General features: G+C 70.2%; 14 protein-coding genes and 1 tRNA gene. 8 read left to right on the top strand and 7 right to left on the bottom strand.

The window, feature by feature from the left end; genetic code table 11:
* Positions 1–124: 124 nt before the first annotated feature.
* Together icmF and G361_RS0141330 are read left to right on the top strand one after the other, a co-directional pair.
* A complete protein-coding gene (icmF, locus tag G361_RS0141325; RefSeq protein WP_026344150.1) occupies positions 125–3,415 on the top strand; it encodes a fused isobutyryl-CoA mutase/GTPase IcmF in 3,291 nt (1,096 codons plus the stop codon).
* A 132-nt stretch (positions 3,416–3,547) separates the two neighbouring features.
* Positions 3,548–4,633: an amidohydrolase gene (locus tag G361_RS0141330; RefSeq protein ID WP_019933035.1), complete on the top strand. Its 1,086-nt coding sequence runs from the start codon at positions 3,548–3,550 to the stop codon at positions 4,631–4,633.
* Positions 4,634–4,831: 198 nt separating this feature from the next.
* Here the strand turns inward: G361_RS0141330 and G361_RS0141335 are convergent, their stop codons facing one another.
* From G361_RS0141335 to G361_RS0141345, 3 genes are read right to left on the bottom strand one after another with little or no spacing between them, the layout of a single operon-like run.
* Positions 4,832–5,611 carry a helical backbone metal receptor gene (locus tag G361_RS0141335; RefSeq protein ID WP_019933036.1) on the bottom strand — a complete coding sequence of 260 codons (780 nt, stop codon included), beginning with the start codon at positions 5,609–5,611 and terminating at the stop codon, positions 4,832–4,834.
* Complete coding sequence (locus G361_RS0141340; RefSeq protein WP_019933037.1) at positions 5,608–6,384, bottom strand: SWIM zinc finger family protein; 777 nt, start codon at positions 6,382–6,384, stop codon at positions 5,608–5,610. The genes G361_RS0141335 and G361_RS0141340 overlap by 4 nt, the downstream gene beginning before the upstream one ends.
* Positions 6,385–6,442: 58 nt before the next feature.
* Positions 6,443–9,256, bottom strand: coding sequence for a DEAD/DEAH box helicase (locus G361_RS0141345; protein WP_019933038.1), 2,814 nt, complete (start codon positions 9,254–9,256; stop codon positions 6,443–6,445).
* 335 nt (positions 9,257–9,591) lie between these two features.
* On the opposite strand from G361_RS0141345, the gene G361_RS0141355 reads away from it, so the two are divergent.
* From G361_RS0141355 to G361_RS0141370, 4 genes are all read left to right on the top strand, one after another.
* Positions 9,592–9,954: a hypothetical protein gene (locus G361_RS0141355; protein WP_019933040.1), complete on the top strand. Its 363-nt coding sequence runs from the start codon at positions 9,592–9,594 to the stop codon at positions 9,952–9,954.
* Positions 9,955–10,091: 137 nt separating this feature from the next.
* Positions 10,092–10,742 carry an HNH endonuclease family protein gene (locus G361_RS0141360; protein WP_019933041.1) on the top strand — a complete coding sequence of 217 codons (651 nt, stop codon included), beginning with the start codon at positions 10,092–10,094 and terminating at the stop codon, positions 10,740–10,742.
* Between the two features lie 122 nt (positions 10,743–10,864).
* A complete protein-coding gene (locus tag G361_RS0141365; RefSeq protein ID WP_019933042.1) occupies positions 10,865–11,968 on the top strand; it encodes an enoyl-CoA hydratase/isomerase family protein in 1,104 nt (367 codons plus the stop codon).
* Positions 11,965–12,741, top strand: coding sequence for an enoyl-CoA hydratase (locus G361_RS0141370; RefSeq protein ID WP_019933043.1), 777 nt, complete (start codon positions 11,965–11,967; stop codon positions 12,739–12,741). Before G361_RS0141365 ends, G361_RS0141370 begins: the two co-directional genes overlap by 4 nt.
* Positions 12,742–12,791: 50 nt before the next feature.
* Here the strand turns inward: G361_RS0141370 and G361_RS0141375 are convergent.
* Positions 12,792–12,862 (bottom strand) — tRNA-Cys (locus G361_RS0141375).
* 81 nt (positions 12,863–12,943) lie between these two features.
* Here G361_RS0141375 and G361_RS0141385 point away from each other — a divergent pair.
* Both G361_RS0141385 and G361_RS0141390 read left to right on the top strand, forming a co-directional pair.
* Positions 12,944–13,480, top strand: coding sequence for a MarR family winged helix-turn-helix transcriptional regulator (locus G361_RS0141385; protein ID WP_019933044.1), 537 nt, complete (start codon positions 12,944–12,946; stop codon positions 13,478–13,480).
* 201 nt (positions 13,481–13,681) lie between these two features.
* Positions 13,682–14,656, top strand: a complete 975-nt coding sequence (locus G361_RS0141390; RefSeq protein ID WP_019933045.1) for an Hsp70 family protein — start codon at positions 13,682–13,684, stop codon at positions 14,654–14,656.
* A gap of 8 nt (positions 14,657–14,664) precedes the next feature.
* Here the strand turns inward: G361_RS0141390 and G361_RS47665 are convergent, their stop codons facing one another.
* The 3 genes from G361_RS47665 to G361_RS0141405 all read right to left on the bottom strand — a co-directional run bounded on the left by G361_RS47665 (position 14,665) and on the right by G361_RS0141405 (position 17,237).
* Positions 14,665–15,177 carry a DUF3558 family protein gene (locus G361_RS47665; protein ID WP_019933046.1) on the bottom strand — a complete coding sequence of 171 codons (513 nt, stop codon included), beginning with the start codon at positions 15,175–15,177 and terminating at the stop codon, positions 14,665–14,667.
* Between the two features lies 1 nt (position 15,178).
* A complete protein-coding gene (locus tag G361_RS0141400) occupies positions 15,179–15,676 on the bottom strand; it encodes a DUF3558 family protein (RefSeq protein ID WP_196814767.1) in 498 nt (165 codons plus the stop codon).
* A gap of 148 nt (positions 15,677–15,824) precedes the next feature.
* The gene (locus tag G361_RS0141405; RefSeq protein ID WP_026344152.1) at positions 15,825–17,237 is read right to left on the bottom strand and encodes a metallophosphoesterase; all 1,413 of its coding nucleotides are present in this window, start codon (positions 17,235–17,237) and stop codon (positions 15,825–15,827) included.
* Positions 17,238–17,245: the final 8 nt, after the last annotated feature.

Here is a 17,245-nt window from a genome sequence, read left to right on the forward strand (position 1 = left end):
GCCGACAATAGCGGCCCGCCCCGCGGACGCGCGTCGCGCATTGCGTGCCGAGGGGGTCCTGCACTAGATTTACTTTGACGTCCTACTATTGGGATGGCAACTGATGCACGGTGTGGAGGTAACCATGACCGACCTACATGTACCGGTGCATCCGGTACGTTTCGTCACCTCGGCGGCGCTCTTCGACGGGCACGACGCGGCGATCAACATCATGCGGCGGATCCTGCAGGCGCAGGGCGCCGAGGTGATCCACCTCGGGCACAACCGGGCCGTCCACGAGGTGGTCGACGCGGTCCTCAGCGAGGACGTGCAGGGGGTGGCGGTCAGCTCCTATCAGGGCGGGCACGTCGAATACTTCGAATATCTCGCGGCGGCGCTGCGCGAGGCCGGCGCCGGGCACGTGCGGATCTTCGGCGGCGGCGGCGGCGTCATCGTGCCGGGGGAGATCGCCCGGCTCGCCGAGTCCGGGGTGCGCATCTTCTCTCCCGAAGACGGCCAGCGGCTCGGTCTGCCCGGCATGATCAACGAGCTGGTCCGGGACTGCGACGTGGACCTCGCGCAGCAGCCGGTGCCCGTGACCGCGACGCTCGCGGGGGAGCGCACCGCGCTGGCCCGCACCCTCACCTGCCTGCAACAGGACACCCTGCCCGCCGACGACCTCGCCGCGCTGACCGCCGCCACGGCCGGCCGGACCGTGCCGGTTCTCGGCATCACCGGTACCGGCGGCTCGGGTAAATCCTCGCTGACCGACGAACTGGTCCGCCGGCTGCGCACCGATCAGCAGGACAAACTGCGCGTGGCCGTGCTGGCCGTCGACCCCACCCGCCGCCGCGGCGGCGGCGCGCTGCTCGGCGACCGGATCCGGATGAACGCGCTGGACGCCGGCCACACCTACTTCCGCTCGCTGGCCACCCGCGGCGCACACGAACTGCCGACCAATATCGACGCGATGATCCTGGCCTGCAAGGCCGCCGGATACGACCTGGTGATCCTGGAGACGCCGGGTATCGGCCAGGGCGACGCGGCCATCGTCGACCACGTCGACGTCGCGCTGTACGTGATGACCCCGGAATTCGGCGCCGCCTCCCAGCTGGAGAAGATCGACATGCTGGATTTCGCGGATGTGGTGGCGATCAACAAGTTCGAGCGGCGCGGGGCCGCCGACGCGCTGCGCGACGTATCGCGGCAGCTGATCCGCAACCGGGAGGCCTTCGGCGCCGCGCCGGAGGATATGCCGGTGTTCGGCACCAGCGCCGCCACCTTCAACGACGACGGCGTCACGGCGCTGTACCAGCATCTGATCGGTCTGCTCGGCGAGCGCGGGCTGCCACTGGAACCGGGTGCGCTGCCGCGCGTGGATGTGCGGGCCTCGACCAGATTCGCCCAGCTCATCCCGCCCGCCCGGGTGCGCTACCTGGCGGAGATCGCCGATACCGTGCGCGGCTATCACGCCGAGACGGCGCGGCAGGTGATCGCCGCACAGCGGGTGCAGCGGTTCGACGCGGTGCTCGCGGAACTCGGCGCGGGAGACGAGATCGGTTCCGCCGCAGCGCGATCCGGTGATGCGGTGGCGCACGCGCCGGTCGCCGCCGAAACCGCGGCCGCGACCGCGGCGGTGGGAAGGTTGCTGGCGCAGGCCCGCACCGAGCTGACCCCCGGCAATGCCGCGCTGCTCGACGGCTGGCCCGTGGTGGCCGAGTCGTACCTCGGCGAGGAGCAGGTGGTGCGGGTGCGCGACCGCGAACTGCGGACCGCGCTGCGGCGAACCACGTTGTCCGGCAGTTCGATTCCGCGCGTGTCGCTGCCACGCTACACCGATCACGGTGAGCTGCTGCGATTCCTGCGCGCGGAGCATCTGCCGGGCCGATTCCCGTTCACCGCAGGGGTTTTCCCGTTCAAGCGGGACAACGAGGATCCGGCGCGGATGTTCGCCGGCGAGGGCGATCCGTTCCGCACCAACCGGCGGTTCCGGGTGCTGTCCGAGCATTCCGACGCGAAACGCCTGTCCACGGCGTTCGATTCGGTGACCCTGTACGGTCACGATCCGGCCGAGCGGCCCGACATCTACGGTAAGGTCGGCACCTCCGGGGTCTCGGTGGCCTCGCTGGACGATATGAAGGCGCTCTACGACGGGTTCGACCTCTCCGCGCCGACCACCTCGGTGTCGATGACCATCAACGGGCCGGCGCCGACCATGCTCGCCTTCTTCCTGAACACGGCGATCGATCAAGCGCTGCAACGATTCTCGGAATCCGAGGGGCGCGCGCCGACCGCGGACGAGACTGCCGCGCTGCGCGCGCGGACCCTGGCCACCGTGCGCGGCACCGTGCAGGCCGACATCCTCAAGGAGGATCAGGGCCAGAACACCTGCATCTTCTCCACCGAGTTCAGCCTGCGCATGATGGCCGACATCCAGGAATGGTTCGTGCGCAACGGGGTTCGCAACTTCTACTCGGTGTCGATCTCCGGCTATCACATCGCCGAGGCCGGGGCGAATCCGATCAGCCAGCTCGCCTTCACCCTCGCCAACGGATTCACCTATGTGGAGGCGTATCTCGCGCGCGGGATGCACATCGACGAGTTCGCGCCCAACCTGTCCTTCTTCTTCTCCAACGGCATGGATCCGGAGTATTCGGTGATCGGCCGGGTGGCGCGGCGGATCTGGGCGGTCGCCATGCGCGACAAGTACGGGGCCGACGAACGCTCGCAGAAGCTCAAGTACCACGTCCAGACCTCCGGCCGCTCGCTGCACGCCCAGGAGATGAACTTCAACGACATCCGCACCACGCTGCAGGCGCTGATCGCGATCTACGACAACTGCAACAGCCTGCACACCAACGCCTACGACGAGGCGGTCACCACCCCGACCGAGGAGTCGGTGCGGCGCGCGCTGGCGATCCAGTTGATCATCAACAAGGAGTGGGGTCTCGCGGTCAACGAGAATCCGCTGCAGGGCAGTTTCATCATCGAGGAGCTGACCGATCTGGTCGAGGAGGCGGTCCTCGCCGAATTCGAGCGGATCTCCGAGCGCGGCGGCGTGCTGGGTGCGATGGAGACCGGCTATCAGCGCGGCCGCATCCAGGACGAGTCCATGCGGTACGAACATCGCAAGCACGACGGCACGCTGCCCATCGTCGGGGTCAACACCTTCCGCAACCCGCACGGGGAGGAGCACCGGGAGCTCGAACTGGCCCGCGGCACCGAGGCCGAGAAGCAGTCCCAGTTGCAGCGGACCCAGGACTTCCGGCAGCAGCACCGGGACGAGGCGCATGCCGCCCTGGCCCGCCTGGAGGCCGCGGCCCGCGGTGACGACAACGTCTTCGCGGTCCTGATGGACGCCGCGCGCGTCTGCACCCTGCAGCAGGTCACCGACGCCTTCTTCACCGTCGGGGGGCAGTACCGCCGCAACGTCTGACCGGTTCGTGGCCCGCCCGTCGCTCGTACTCTGGACAGTATGCAAGCGATCGATCGGCCCGACCTGCGGCGATCGGCCCCGGGACCATGGGGCGATCGCCGATCGGACGGGTAGCCGGACGAAAGGGGCGGTATGGACCTCGCGGGAATCAGCGTCGTGGACGCCCACATCCACCAGTGGGATCCACTCGGGACGCCCAGGGAGTTCAGCGCCGCCGCCAAGCTGCTGCGCTACCTGCCGCTGCCGGCCGACTTCGCCACCCGGCTGACGCCGAAGCGGGATCGGGAGTTCATCGCCGACCCCAGCGCCTATCTGCACCCGTACCTGCCCGCCGACTACCGCTCCGACGCCGGTGAGGTGCCGGTGGAGGCGCTGGTGCACATCGAGGTGGAATGGGCCGGGCGGGCGCCGGCGGCCAAGGCCGACGAGACCCGCTGGGTCGCGAGCCTGCCGTTCGGCGTCGACACGCCCGCCCTCGGGGCGATCATCGGCGGCGGCGATCCGAGCCGCCTCGGCTTCGCCGACCTGGTCGACGCGCACCGCTCGGCATCACCGCTGGTCCGGGGCATCCGCACGATGGTCGCCCACCACCCGGACCCCGGCGTCCGCTCCTTCGCGGAGGTGCCGGGCGTCCTCACCTCCTCCGGATTCCTGAACGGATTCGGGGTGCTCGCCGACCGCGACCTGCTGTTCGAGGCCTGGGTGTACTCGCATCAGCTGCCGGAGGTGACTGCCCTGGCACAACGGTTCCCCGAGGTGACCATCGTGCTCGACCACCTCGGGACCCCCGCGGGCATCTTCGGCCCGGTCGGCCGCACCACCGGCGCCGATGCCGCCGCGCGGCGCGAATTGTTCGGCCGCTGGCGCGAGGACCTCGCCACCCTGGCCGCCCAGCCGAACGTGCTGGCCAAGGTCAGCGGCCTGGCGATGCCCATCCTCGGCCATCCGGTCCCGGTCCGCGGCAACCCGACCCCGGTAGCGGCTCTGCTGGAACGCGTCGCGCCGCTGCTGCACCACGCCTTCGACGTCTTCGGCGCGCAACGCCTGATCTGGGGCTCGAACTTCCCGATCGACAAACCGATCACCAGCATCGCCGACAGTGCCCAGGTGGTCGTCGACGTGCTGGCCGACCGCGGTGGCAGCGCCGTCGAGCTGGACCAGGTCTTCCGCACCAACGCACAGAGCGTCTACGCGATCGACGCCGCCCTACTGGCCTGACCGAGCGCCGGTCGTCGGCGCCGTCTGCGAGCTGCTGACCGTCGGCGACGCCGGTAGGGATCGGCGGCAGTTGTGGGGATGTCCGTGCCTGCCGGGACCGCCGGTCGTCGACACCGGTGCGGTGCCGGCGCTGCGTGGCCGCGGTGATGTGGTGCGTGTGGCTCGGTCGGCTCGGCCGAATGGTGTTGTGCCGGTGCGCTACTCGGTCCGGTGGTGGACGGCGGCGGCGAGGGCGGCGGTCAGTTCGGCGTGGGCGGTGACCAGGGACGGGCCGTACCAGGTGAGGGCGCGGCCGGCGACGAGTGCCACCGGGAGGTCCGGGAAGGCTTCCGGGCCATCGGTTTTCGTGAAGACGTACGGTTCGTCGGGGAGTACCGCCAGGTCGACGTTCGCCGTCAGTTCGGCGTCGGACACGGTGGGATAGCGCTCGGGGCGGTCGGCGTGCACCAGGTGCAGGCCGAGGCGGCGGGCCAGGTCGCCGGTGAAGGTGTCGCGGCCGACGACCATCCACGGATTGCGCCAGATCGGAATCACCGCGCGCACAGCGGGTTTCGGTGGGGGTACGGACCAGATCCGTTCCGCCTCGGTCAGCCAGGGCGGGAGCGGCACCGCGAGCGCGGTGCCGAACAGGTTCGCCAGGGCGGTGCAGGCCTCGTCCAGGGTGGTGATCCTGGTGACCCACACCGGAATTCCCGCCGCGCGCAGCCGGTCCACGTCCAGGCGGCGGTTCTCCTCCTGATTGCAGACCACCAGATCCGGGGCGAGCGCCACGATCCGGCGCACATTCGGATTCTTGGTGCCGCGCACTCGTTCCACCGCCAGGCCGGTCGGGTGGGTGCACCAGTCGGTGGCGGCGATCAGTACCTCGGGGCAGGTCGCGGTGATGGCCTCGGTCAGCGACGGAACCAGCGACACCACCCGCCGCGCGGGGCGGGGGATCGGTACCGGTGTGCCCAGATCGTCCACCGGATCGGTCACGGCCGGTCCTCCAATGCCCGGTAGATCGCGCGCAGATCGCGCAGGCCCGCCTCGGCGGTGCGCTCGTCCGCGGCGGTCGCGCGCAGGGCCTGGCGCAGCGGGATCGGATCGAGATCGTCTATGGCGGTGCGGAATTCGGGCGTGGGCAGGGCGGGCAGGGCGATGTTCTCGCCGTACAGGTCGTCGGAAACCGTGGGGCCGCTGTCGCGTTCGACGCCGCCGATGAGGGTGTCCAGGTCGAGGCCGCGCAGGGTGAGCATCACCGCGGGTTCCTCGTCGAGGCGTTCCGCGATGATGTAGCAGAGTGCGGCGACATGTTTGCAGGGCCAGCCGGAATCCGGGCAGGTGCAGGAGAAGTCGAGTTCGGCGGCGGTGCCGGGCAGCAGCATCGGGCCCAGTTCGGGCGGCAGGGTGCCGGAGGCGAGCTGCGCGAGCATGCCGGGGGTGGCGCGGACCAGGTCGATCACCTCGTCGAGGCGCTCGTCGCGCAGCTGCCGCAGCGTCAGCACCGCGGTGAAGGGCCGGGGCTGGCTGCCCTGCACCTCCGCGGCCACCGTGCCGGGTTCGAGGTGATAACTCACCACCTGGCCCGCGCGGGCATAGGAGCGGCCGCGCGTGAGCCGGCCCGCATCGGCGACCTGTTCGATCGCGTCCAGAAAGGCGCGGCCCCACCAACTCCGGGCGAAGGACGCGCCACGGCGGCTCCGGGACCGCACCCCGCCGTGCACCGGAATGCGCTTGCCGTACTTGCTGTAATCCTCGACCGGACTCATACCGCGGTGTCACCTGCCCCGTTGCCGATGCCGTGGCCTACCCGTGCCGCTCGACCGTTCATTCGCCGACCGCCTCGGAGCCGAGTGCGAACAGGGTGCGGATCTCGTCGTTGTTCAGTTCGCCGATCCAGTTCTCGCCGGTGCCCACCGTCAGATTCGCCAATTCCTGTTTGCCGCCGAGCATGTCGTGGATCCGTTCCTCGACGGTGTCCACGCACACCAGTTTGCGTACCTGGACGTCGCGGCGCTGGCCGATGCGGAAGGCGCGGTCGGTGGCCTGGTTCTCGACCGCCGGATTCCACCACCGATCCAGGTGCACGACGTGGTTGGCGGCGGTCAGGTTCAGGCCGGTGCCACCGGCCTTGAGCGACAACAACATCAGCGGTGGGCCGTCCTCCTCCTGGAACCGTTCGACCATGGTGTCGCGGCCGGTCTTGGACACCCCGCCGTGCAGGAACGGGATGCGGGTGCCGAACCGTTCGGTGAGATACGGCGCGATCAGCTCGCCGAATTCGCGGAACTGGGTGAACAGCAGGGCCTTCTCGCCGTCGGCGAGGACGGACTCCAGTACGTCCTCCACCAGCGCCAGCTTGCCGGAGCGGTGCTGTCCGCGGCGCAGTATCGAGGAGCCGTCGCCGAGGTAGTGGGCCGGGTGGTTGCACACCTGCTTCAGCCGGGTCAGCGCGCCCAGTACCGTGCCCTTGCGCGAAATGCTCTCGCTCTTGGTGCTTTTCAGCTTCGCGACCATATCGTCGACCACGGCCTGATACAGCGCGGCCTGTTCGACGGTGAGGTTGGCGCGGACCGCCATCTCGATCTTGTCGGGCAGGTCGGCGATCACCGCCGGATCGGTCTTCACCCGGCGCAGCACGAACGGGCCGGTCACCGTGCGCAATCGGGTGATGGCGTTCTCGTCGCGTTCGCGTTCGATCGGAATCGCGAACCGGGCGTGGAACTGTGAGGCCTTGCCCAGCAGCGACGGCGCCGCGAAATCCATGATGGACCGCAGCTCCTCCAGCCGGTTCTCCACCGGAGTTCCGGTGAGCGCCAGGCGATGTCGCGCCGGGATCTCCCGCGCGGCGCGGGCCTGGCGGGTGGCGGCGTTCTTGATGTGCTGCGCCTCGTCGAGGACGACCCGGCCCCAGGTCTGCCGCTTCAGCTCCTCGACATCGCGGGCCAGCAGCGCGTAGGTGGTGATCATCAGATCGGAATCGGCAACGGCGGCATCGAATTCCGCGCCGGAGCGGCGGCCGGCCCCGTGATGCACCGCGACCCGCAGGTCGGGGGCGAACCGCTGCGCCTCACGCTGCCAGTTGCCCACCACCGACATCGGGCACACCAGCAGCGTCGGCCCGGGTACGGCGGCGGCCTGCTCGCGCTCGTGGACCAGCAGGGCCAGCACCTGCACCGTCTTGCCCAGGCCCATATCGTCGGCCAGGATGCCGCCGCAGCCCAGCCGGCTCATGGTGGCCAGCCAGGTCAGTCCGCGCTCCTGATACGGGCGCAACTGGGCCCGCAGCCCGGCCGGGGCCGGGATCGGCGCCACCTCGCGGTTCCCGTCGAGCAGCGCCGACACCCAGCCGGTGGCGGTGACCTCCTCCAGCGGCACCCGCTTCACCTCGGAACCCGACACCTCGGCCAGCACCTGGGCCATCGTGCCGATCCGGTCGTCGGTGCGGCCGCCGAGATAGACGGCCGCGGCGGCGAGCGCCTCGTGGTCGGCCTGCACCCATTCGCCGCGCAACTGCACCAGATCCGATTTGGCCTGCACCAGCCGCGCCATCTCGGCGGGGGTCAGCACGGTATCGCCGAGCGCCAATTCCCAACGGTAGGAGACCAATCCGCTGAGGCCGACGGCGCTGTCGGCGGCGGCCGGACTCTGCACCCGCAACCGCATACTCGGCGCGACGATCCGCCAGGCCCGCGGCAGCATGAGTTGCACTCCGGCGCCGCGTAATTCGTGTGCGCCGTGCGCCACCAGATCCTGTACCCCGGTGGTGGTGAGCAGGAAGTCGATACCGCCGGGTGCGCGCGGCAGATCGCGCAGCCGCGGGTACGCCGCGATCGCGGCCGTCACCTTCTCGCCCGCCAGGCGCAGCATCGCCGGTTCGCCGGACAGCGGGACCGGTTGCGGCGCTTCACCTTCCGAGCGCAGGCAGACCTCCAGGCGCCACAGCGTGTCGGCGTCGACGATGCCGTCGGGATCCTCCGCCGGCTCCAGCAGCCGCAGGACGAGTTCCGGCTCGCCGACGGTCAGACTGGTTCGCCACTGCTCGAGCGCGGTGGCCACCCGATGCGAGCCCGATTCGACCGGCGCGTCGGCGAGCAGCGCCGCGACCAGCTCGTGGGTGGGCTGCTGCGGTGCGGCCTCGGCCAGCACACCCCGCACGATCGGATCGGTCAGCTCCGCGACCAGATCCTCCAGCACCGCCGCGGGCCGCCCGGCCACCCGCAGCGCGGGCGGGGTGGCCGCGACCAGTTCGGCCAGCCAGGCCCGTTGCCGCTGTCCGCCGATCAGCCGCCAGCGTGCCCACCATTCGCCGTCGGCCCGGGTCAGCTCGGGCACCACCCGGCCGCCGCGCGCCCAGCGCCGCACCCCCTGCGCGGTGTGCGCGAGGAAGCGCAGGTCGGCGGCCACCGCGGCGGGCGGCAACCGCTGCAACAGCACCTCGGCGGCCCCGTCGGGCGCCAGCGCGTGCGCCGGCACCTCCACCTCGGCCGGTCCGTCCGGCCCGGGGCGCAGCACCCGGGCCCGATGCCGGAACCGCGCCGCCGCCACCAGCTCACCGAGCAGGCCGGGTACCGCGGCGCCGGAATCGTCGTCGCGCCACAGGAGCAGGCCCGACCCCGGCGTCCACAACCCGTGCAGCATCCGCCCATCAAATCAGCCGGTACCGACATCCGCGGCACCGGCCGCCGCCGCGGAACCTCCGGACATCCGGGCGGCGAATGAATTACCGAGCCGTAATTCGCGCTCGGCCGCGGGCCACGAATCCGTCGCACCGACCGACCACCCCTTTATTTCCCGCGGCGCGCGGAACATACTGAAATATCTGCTGGTCATGACGCGAGCGGCGGATCGCTCGCGTTCCGCGACCTGTACTGAAGATTGTTCCGGGCATTGAACGGTCCTGCGACCGGGTGTTCCCGGCGAGCCCGAATTCGCGGCGCGGCCGGCGTCGCGCAGAGCAGGGAGGGCAGTGAATCATGACAATTCTGCTCCAGGTACTCGAGCAGGGTTTCACGCCGACGACGCCGTGGGAACGACGCAAATTCACGTTCGTCGACGCGTCGAAGATCGTCGGTATGCGGCTGGACGGCCAGTCCGGGGTGTGGCTGGATCTGTCCCGGCCGGGTGAATCGCAGCGGCTGGCGCGGACCGGTGATCCGCGGCACGCGATCACCTTTCTGTTGAACACGTTCGCGAAGATCGCCGAATGCGAGGAACGGGGTGGTTCCTGGCTGATCGGCCACGACGGCGTGCACGCCGAATCCGTGCAGGCCATGCGGTATCCGCCGCAGGAGGCCGACCTCCCCGCCGACGATCTGCTGGCGCGCGCCTGGCTGTAGCGACCCGCCCGCCGGACACGCCGGGACGCGCGGAGTTGTCGGCGGCCCGGTGTAAGAACTGATCCGTGCGATCGAGCAGGGGTGGATCGGGAATCGCGCGGGCACACCGCCCGCCGCCGGTATGGCGTGGGGCACTCGTGGTGGTGCTCACCGCACTCCTCGCGGGCTGTGCGCAACTCGCCCCGGTCGCCCCCGCTCCGGGCAGTCCCACCCGGGTCGACCTGGAGGGTCTGCTCGCCCGGGTGCGGGTGGTGCCGCGCCGCCCCCATCCCGGTGGCTACGACCGTGGCTGCCAGGCCGCACAGTTGTGCGTGTTCGGTCCCGCCTGGGTCGACGGCGTCCACGACTGCGACGCGCGCAACCGCGTCCTCGGGGCGCAGCTCACGGCGGTCCGCTTCCGTCCCGGCAGTCGCGACTGTGTCGTGCTCACCGGCACCCTGTCCGATCCCTACACCGGCCATCGCATCGGGTTCGACCGCAGTCGTCCCCGGGCCGTGCAGATCGACCACATCTACCCGCTGGCCGCCGCCTGGGATCTCGGCGCCGCGAATTGGCCACTGCCGCAACGCATCCGGTTCGCAAACGATGTCGAGGTGAATCTGCTCGCGGTCGACGGCGGCAGCAACGAGGACAAGGGCGACCGCACCCCCGCCGACTGGCTCCCGCCGGCCCGCGCCTACCACTGCTTCTACGCCGGCCGCTACCTGACCACCGCGACCCGCTACGACCTGCCCGTCACCACCGCCGACCACACCACCCTCCACCGCATCGCCGACCGCTGCCCCTGAGCCGTGCGCGGGCTATGGACTATCTCACAGCGCGCTGTGATGCGTGGATATCCGACTATAGATTTGTTCATTCAGTGAGAAAGTGGCCGGTTGATGCCTGCCCGCGGAGGAAGAGGGTGGCGATGACCGACGAAGTGCTCATCGAGAAGCGGGACGGGCTGGGGGTGATCACCCTCGATCGGCCGCGGGCGATCAACGCGCTGAATCATCCGATGGTGCGGGCGGTACTCGCGGCGTTGCGTGCGTGGGCCGACGACGACGAGGTCCGGGTGGTCGTGCTGACCGGCTCGGGGGAGCGCGGACTGTGTGCCGGCGGCGATCTCGTCGGTATGTACACGGACGCGAAAGACCGTGTGGGCGGGGCGGATTCGCCGAGCGGGCAGTTCTGGCGCGACGAGTACACGCTGAACGCGCTGATCGCCGACTATCCGAAGCCGTACGTCGCGATCATGGACGGCCTGGTACTCGGCGGCGGGGTCGGTGTCTCCGCGCACGGTAGTCATCGCGTGGTCACCGAGCGGTCGTCGATCGGGATGCCGGAGACCGGGATCGGATTCGTACCGGATGTGGGCGGGACCCGCCTGCTGTCGCGGGCGCCGGGTGAGATCGGCACGCATCTGGGGCTGACGGCCGGGCGGATGGCGGCCGGCGATGCGATCGCGGCCGGATTCGCCGATCACTACGTGCCCTCGGATCGGCTGCCGGCGCTGCTGGCGGCGCTGGCCGGCACGGACGTGGAGGTCGCGATCGCCAAATTCGCCGAGGCCGCACCGGCCTCCGCACTGCTCGCGCAGCGCGAGTGGATCGACGCCTGCTACACCGGCGACGACGTCGAGGAGATCGTCCACCGATTACAGGCGCATCCGGTGCCGGAGGCCCGGCAGGCCGCCGCCGACATCCTGGCGAAGTCGCCGGTCGCGGTGAAGGTGACGCTGCGGGCGTTGCGGTCGGCCCGCGGCGACGCCACCCTGGCCGACACCCTCAATCGCGAATTCCGGGTCTCGGTGGCGGGGCTGCGCAGCCACGATCTCGGCGAGGGCATCCGCGCGCAGGTCATCGACAAGGACCGTGCGCCGCAGTGGCTGCCGCCGGCGCTCGGCGACGTCAGCGCCGAACTGGTCGACTCCTATTTCCTCGGTCTCGGCGATGGTGAACTGGGTCTGGTGGATTCGGGCGCCTCGGCTATCGTCACGACTGTCCGCACCCGATCGGAGGAGCAGTCGTGACCGATTTCGAGACCATCCTGCTGGAGCGCAAGGGCCGTGTCGCGCTCATCACGCTGAACCGGCCGAAGGCCCTGAACGCGCTGAACTCGCAGGTGCTCATCGATATCAGCGCCGCGCTCGACGAACTCGAATCCGACGCGGGGATCGGCGCGGTCGTGCTGACCGGCTCGGAGAAGGCGTTTGCCGCGGGCGCCGATATCAAGGAGATGCAGTCCAAGTCCTATATGGACATGTTCCTGGCCGATCAGTTCGCGGGCTGGGAGCGGTTCTCCGCGTTCCGCAAGCCGATCATCGCCGCGGTGGCCGGATTCGCGCTCGGCGGTGGCTGCGAGCTGGCCATGATGTGCGACATCCTGTTCGCGGCCGATACCGCGAAGTTCGGTCAGCCGGAGATCAAGCTCGGCATCATCCCGGGCATGGGCGGTTCGCAGCGGCTCACCCGCGCCGTCGGCAAGGCCAAGGCGATGGATCTGGTGCTGACCGGTCGCACCATGGGCGCCGAGGAGGCCGAGCGCGCCGGGCTGGTGGCCCGGATCGTTCCGGCGGCCGAGTTGCTGTCCACCGCGCTCGAGGTGGCGGAGACCATCGCGTCCATGTCGCTGCCGTCGGTACTCGTCGCCAAGGAGTCGGTCAACCGCTCCTACGAGACCACCCTGTCCGAAGGTCTGCGGTTCGAGCGCCGGGTGTTCCACTCGCTGTTCGCGACCGAGGATCAGAAGGAAGGTATGGCGGCGTTCGTGGAGAAGCGCGGCGCCAATTTCGCCAATCGCTGACGACCGGCGCCGGGCGGAAATTCTTCCGCCCGGCACCGGCGCCGAATCAGAGCGAGCGGCGGGATTCGAACCCACGTGAACGGATTTGCAATCCGGTACCTCACCACTCGGCCACGCCCGCATCGTCCCCCTCATCATGCCCGCCGAGGTTCTCGGAACCGAGGATTGCGGTCATGGTGATCGCAATCAATAGACTCACGTCATGGCGACACCGCGTCCACTCCCACTCGATCCGATCGAGGAGGCCCACCGGCAGTGGGACGCACACGGCTGGGGTGATGTGGCCGACGGGATGGCCGCGGTCACCTCGCTGGTGCGGGCCCAGCAGATCATGATGGCCCGGGTGGACGAGGCGCTGCGCCCGTCGGGGCTGACCTTCTCCCGATACGAGCTGCTCATGCTGCTCAGTTTCAGCCGGACCGGGGCGCTGCCGATGGCGGTCGCCAGCGCGCGCTTGCAGGTGCATCCGACAAGTGTGACGAACACCGTGGATCGACTGGAGTCCGCGAATCTGGTGAAACGTGTGCCACATCCGAGCGATCGGCGGGCAACGTTGATCGAGATCACCACGGCGGGAAGAGATCTGGTCGCCCAGGCGACCGCCGAGCTGAACGGGACGGTTTTCGCACGCCCCGGCCTCCCGCCGGATCGGCTGCGGCTGCTGCTCGCCCTGCTCGCGGAATTCCGCCGTGCCGCCGGCGACTTCGACAACGGCGACACACCGACGCGTTGGTCATGACACGCCGACTTGTATACCCGTCCGATAACTATTGAGCTTCCACCCAGCGACTTTCCCGCGCACCCGCTTGGCATTGCGGCGCAAAAGGTTCACCATTGAGCCATGGTGCTGGTCCTCGGGGTATCAGCAGGTGCCGGGGGTGCGCGTGCAATGCTCACGCACTCCGATCAACCACACCTCCCCCCCATCGATCACTGCACGGTGCCGCGACCGTCCGGCGCCGGTGTCGACGAAGCGGTCTTCGAAGCCGTAGAGCTGATGCGCGAGGCCGCGACCAGCCGCGACGAGTTCGTCACCGGTATCGCCGTCACCACCCGCTGTGCCACGCACGAGGAGGCCATCCGCGCCGCCGCCGGGCGCAGCCGCCTCACGATCGTCGACGAGCCGTTGGCGCAGTTGCGCTATCTGCGCTTCACCGAGCGACTACCCGCCGAGGGCACGGTACTGATCTACGATCTCGGCGCCTCGGGCCTCACCGTCACCCAGGCCGACTGCCGCACCGACGCCATTCTGGCGGGCCGGCACAGCACGGTGGTGTGCGGCGACGGTCACGATGCACTGCTGCGCTGGCGGCTGGCCCACGACGGCGTCGCCATCGACCGGCCGACCAGTTGCGCCTACAAGGAGGCGCTCACCGCCTCGCCGGTGGTCACCGCGAGCGATCCGCGTACGCATACGCGAGTCGTGCTGACGCGCAGCGATTTCCACGAACTGGTCGCCGCCGGGATCCATCATTCGGTCTCCTATGTGCGGCAGCTGATCGAGGAGACGGGGGTGACCCCGCAGGCGGTGGCGCTGCTGGGCGGCTGCAACCGGAACCCGGGTATCCGTACCGAGGTGGAGACCCTGCTCGACCTCCCGGCCATCTACGATCCCGAGCCCGAATTCGTCTCCGCGCGTGGCGCGGTACTGATGGCGACCCAGTTGCCCTCGGCCCGGCGGGTGCGCGGCGTGCGCTTCGCCGGGAAGCCCGCGACACCGGGCCGGGCCGGGGCGGGCGGCGTCTCCAAGCGCAAACTCGTTGCGGCCGCGGCGGTCACCGCCACGCTCGGCGCCACGGTGGCCGGGCTGCTGGTCCTGGACCACACCTCGGCTCCGGGCGGCACCCGCGGCGGGACGGGCCCGAGCCCCATGGAGGTCGCGGGTACGCCGCCGAAGCCGGTGGACACCAAGTAGTTCCGGCTTCAGACGCCGTCGACGTCGAGGGTGGCCTGCATCAGGCCCATCGCGGCGGCGCACGGATCCGGTTGCGCCGCACGGCTTCTGTTCTGCACCCACCACGTGATCGTGCCGGTGTCGGCGGTCGTGACCGCACAGCTGCCCGGATCGTTCGGGTCGCGCCAGTACATGCCGCCGAACTTCTTCAGCACCACTTTCTCGGTGCGGTACCCGAATCGGTCGGCCACCTGGAGATCGCGCAGCAGCGTGTCCTCGCGCAGCCAGGCGTAGGTGACGTCGACGGCGTCGCCGCCGGGCAGTTCGGCGGTCCAGGTGCAGACGGTCGGCTGGGTCTGCGGCCGCACCAGCGGTACGGCCAGCCGATTCGCGATGATCGCGTCGCTCAGGGGCCCGCAGCCCGCCAGCAGGTTGGGTGTGTCGGCGGCGCGCACCGGGCTGTCCGATCGACCGCCCGAACATCCCGCGAGCGCCGCCGCGACCACCGCCGCCGCCAGTCCGAGCCGTATCGCCGCGCGCATGTCAGCCCGCCTTCGCGAGGGTGGTGGCGGCGATGTGTTGCAGGGCCGTGCACTGCGGGCCGGCGCCGGTCCCGGTGAACGTCCAGTCCACGAAGTCCTGCCCGCCCGAGTCGACCGCGAGTTCACAGGACGTGGGTCCGGACCAGGCGATCCCGGACCGGCCCGAGACCGTCACGGTGCTCGCCTGCCCGGTCACCTGGCCCCGGCGGTCCGCCAGCGAGCTGCCGCGGAACCATTCGAACACCACCCGGTAGTTCGGCCGATCGCCGGGCCCGGCCCATGCGCACCGCAACGGATTGGCCGAAATCTGTTCCAGCCCGGTGACTCCCAGCGCGCTGTCCAGATCGCCGGCGTCCTCGGATCCGCACAGTCCGATATCCATCGCCTCGGACGCAGCCGGGACCACGGTGGCGGATCCGGACGGTGACGTGCCCGCGGAACTCGCACACCCGGCGAGCCCGGCCGAGATCGCGGCAGCCGCCGCCACCTGCTTCCACACGTGCTCCAGGCTACGTGCCCGGCGATCCGTGATCCCGGGGGCCGCCACCGGTCGGTAGCGGCTCGCCGCCGGCGTCGGCTACCACCCCGGCACGGTGGCGCGGACCGCCGGTGCCGGATTTCTCCGGGCCGCGCGGGTGAACGGGTGCTCAGGCGGCGGTGAGTCCCGAGAGGTCCCGCGTCACAACGTAATTGCGGTCGGCGGTGGTGCCGAGGGTGTATTCGGGCTCCAGGCCGAGGTATTCGCCGCGGCTGCGGGTGCTCCAGCGTTTCGCGTTCTCGGTCCGCGTCTTGTAGAAGTTCAGCATGTAGCCGCCCTCGTACAGGCGCAGCGCGGCGTAACCGCCCGGGTACTCCTTCACGGCGCCGACCTCCAGGAAGTCGACCGGGATCGGCAGATCGGGGCGGGTGCGGCGGTTGCGGTGGCTGTGACCGGCGTGGTGCAGGAAGACCCCGGGGGCCGTCCGGTACAGCGACTGCACCGCGGCGGCGTCGGCGCGGTCCAGGATGAAATCCATACCGCTCATGTTGGTGGCGCCGGATTCGCTGGTGACCGGGTGATGACCGTAGACGACGGTCGGGCGGTCGGGGTCGGCGGCGAGCAGGGTGCGCAGGCGGTCGAGCTGTTCGGGCTCGATACTGCCGCCGGCGATGTCCAGTTCGGTGGTGTCGAGACCGAGCAGGCGCAGCCCGCCCACCTTGTGCTCGGCCAGCACGCCGCGCGCGGCGAATCGATCGCCCCAGCAATCATGATGGGCCGCATCGGTATTCGATGTGCAGGCGCGATAGTCGTCGCCGATGTGCGGGCGATCGTGGTTGCCGCGGACGGCGAACCAGTCCCGTCCGGCGGCGCCCCAGCCGTCCAGCCGCGATCGGACCGTGGCGACCTGTTCCGGCCTGGCCTCGGCGGTGAGATCGCCGGCCACCAGCAGATGGTGGACCCCGCGGTCGGGCCGCCGCAGGTCGTCCAGCAGGGCGTCGAGCATGACCTCCGGGTACGGCGGCAGCCCGGTCTCCTGGCCGATGCCCGGCGGCAGGTTCTGCTTGATCAGCCCGGCCACCGTCTCGCCGATGTGCACGTCGTTGGACAGCGCGAGGGTGCGCAGATATCGGCCGGGCGGCGGCACCAGAGTGCTGACCACGCCGAGGGTTTCGGGGGTGCCGGGCCGCGCGGTCACCAGATTCGCGGCGGGCGCCGCGCGCACCCCGCCGGAGCGGGCCTCGAATCGGTAGGCGCGGCCCGGTTCCAGGCCCCGGATCTCGGCGTAGTGGTACGGCGTCGGCTCCGGATCGGAATGGACGAGACCCGGCGGGGCGGTCGAATCGGCCGGTGCCAGAGACACTTCCGTATCGGCCGCCACCGGCACGCCGTCGAAGGTGCGGGTGGTCCAGGTGAGGATCACCGTGGTGTCGGTGACGGTGACCACCTCGAGATCGGTGGCGACGACCGAACCCCGGGCGAGCGCCGGGCCGGTTCCGGTCAGCGACAGTACCGGCAGGGCCGCGGCGGTGGCCGCGAGTGCGCCGAGCATGCGGCGGCGGGTCGGTCCACAGCAGGTCATGTCACAGA

The organism is Nocardia sp. BMG111209, from assembly GCF_000381925.1.
Lineage (GTDB): Bacteria > Actinomycetota > Actinomycetes > Mycobacteriales > Mycobacteriaceae > Nocardia.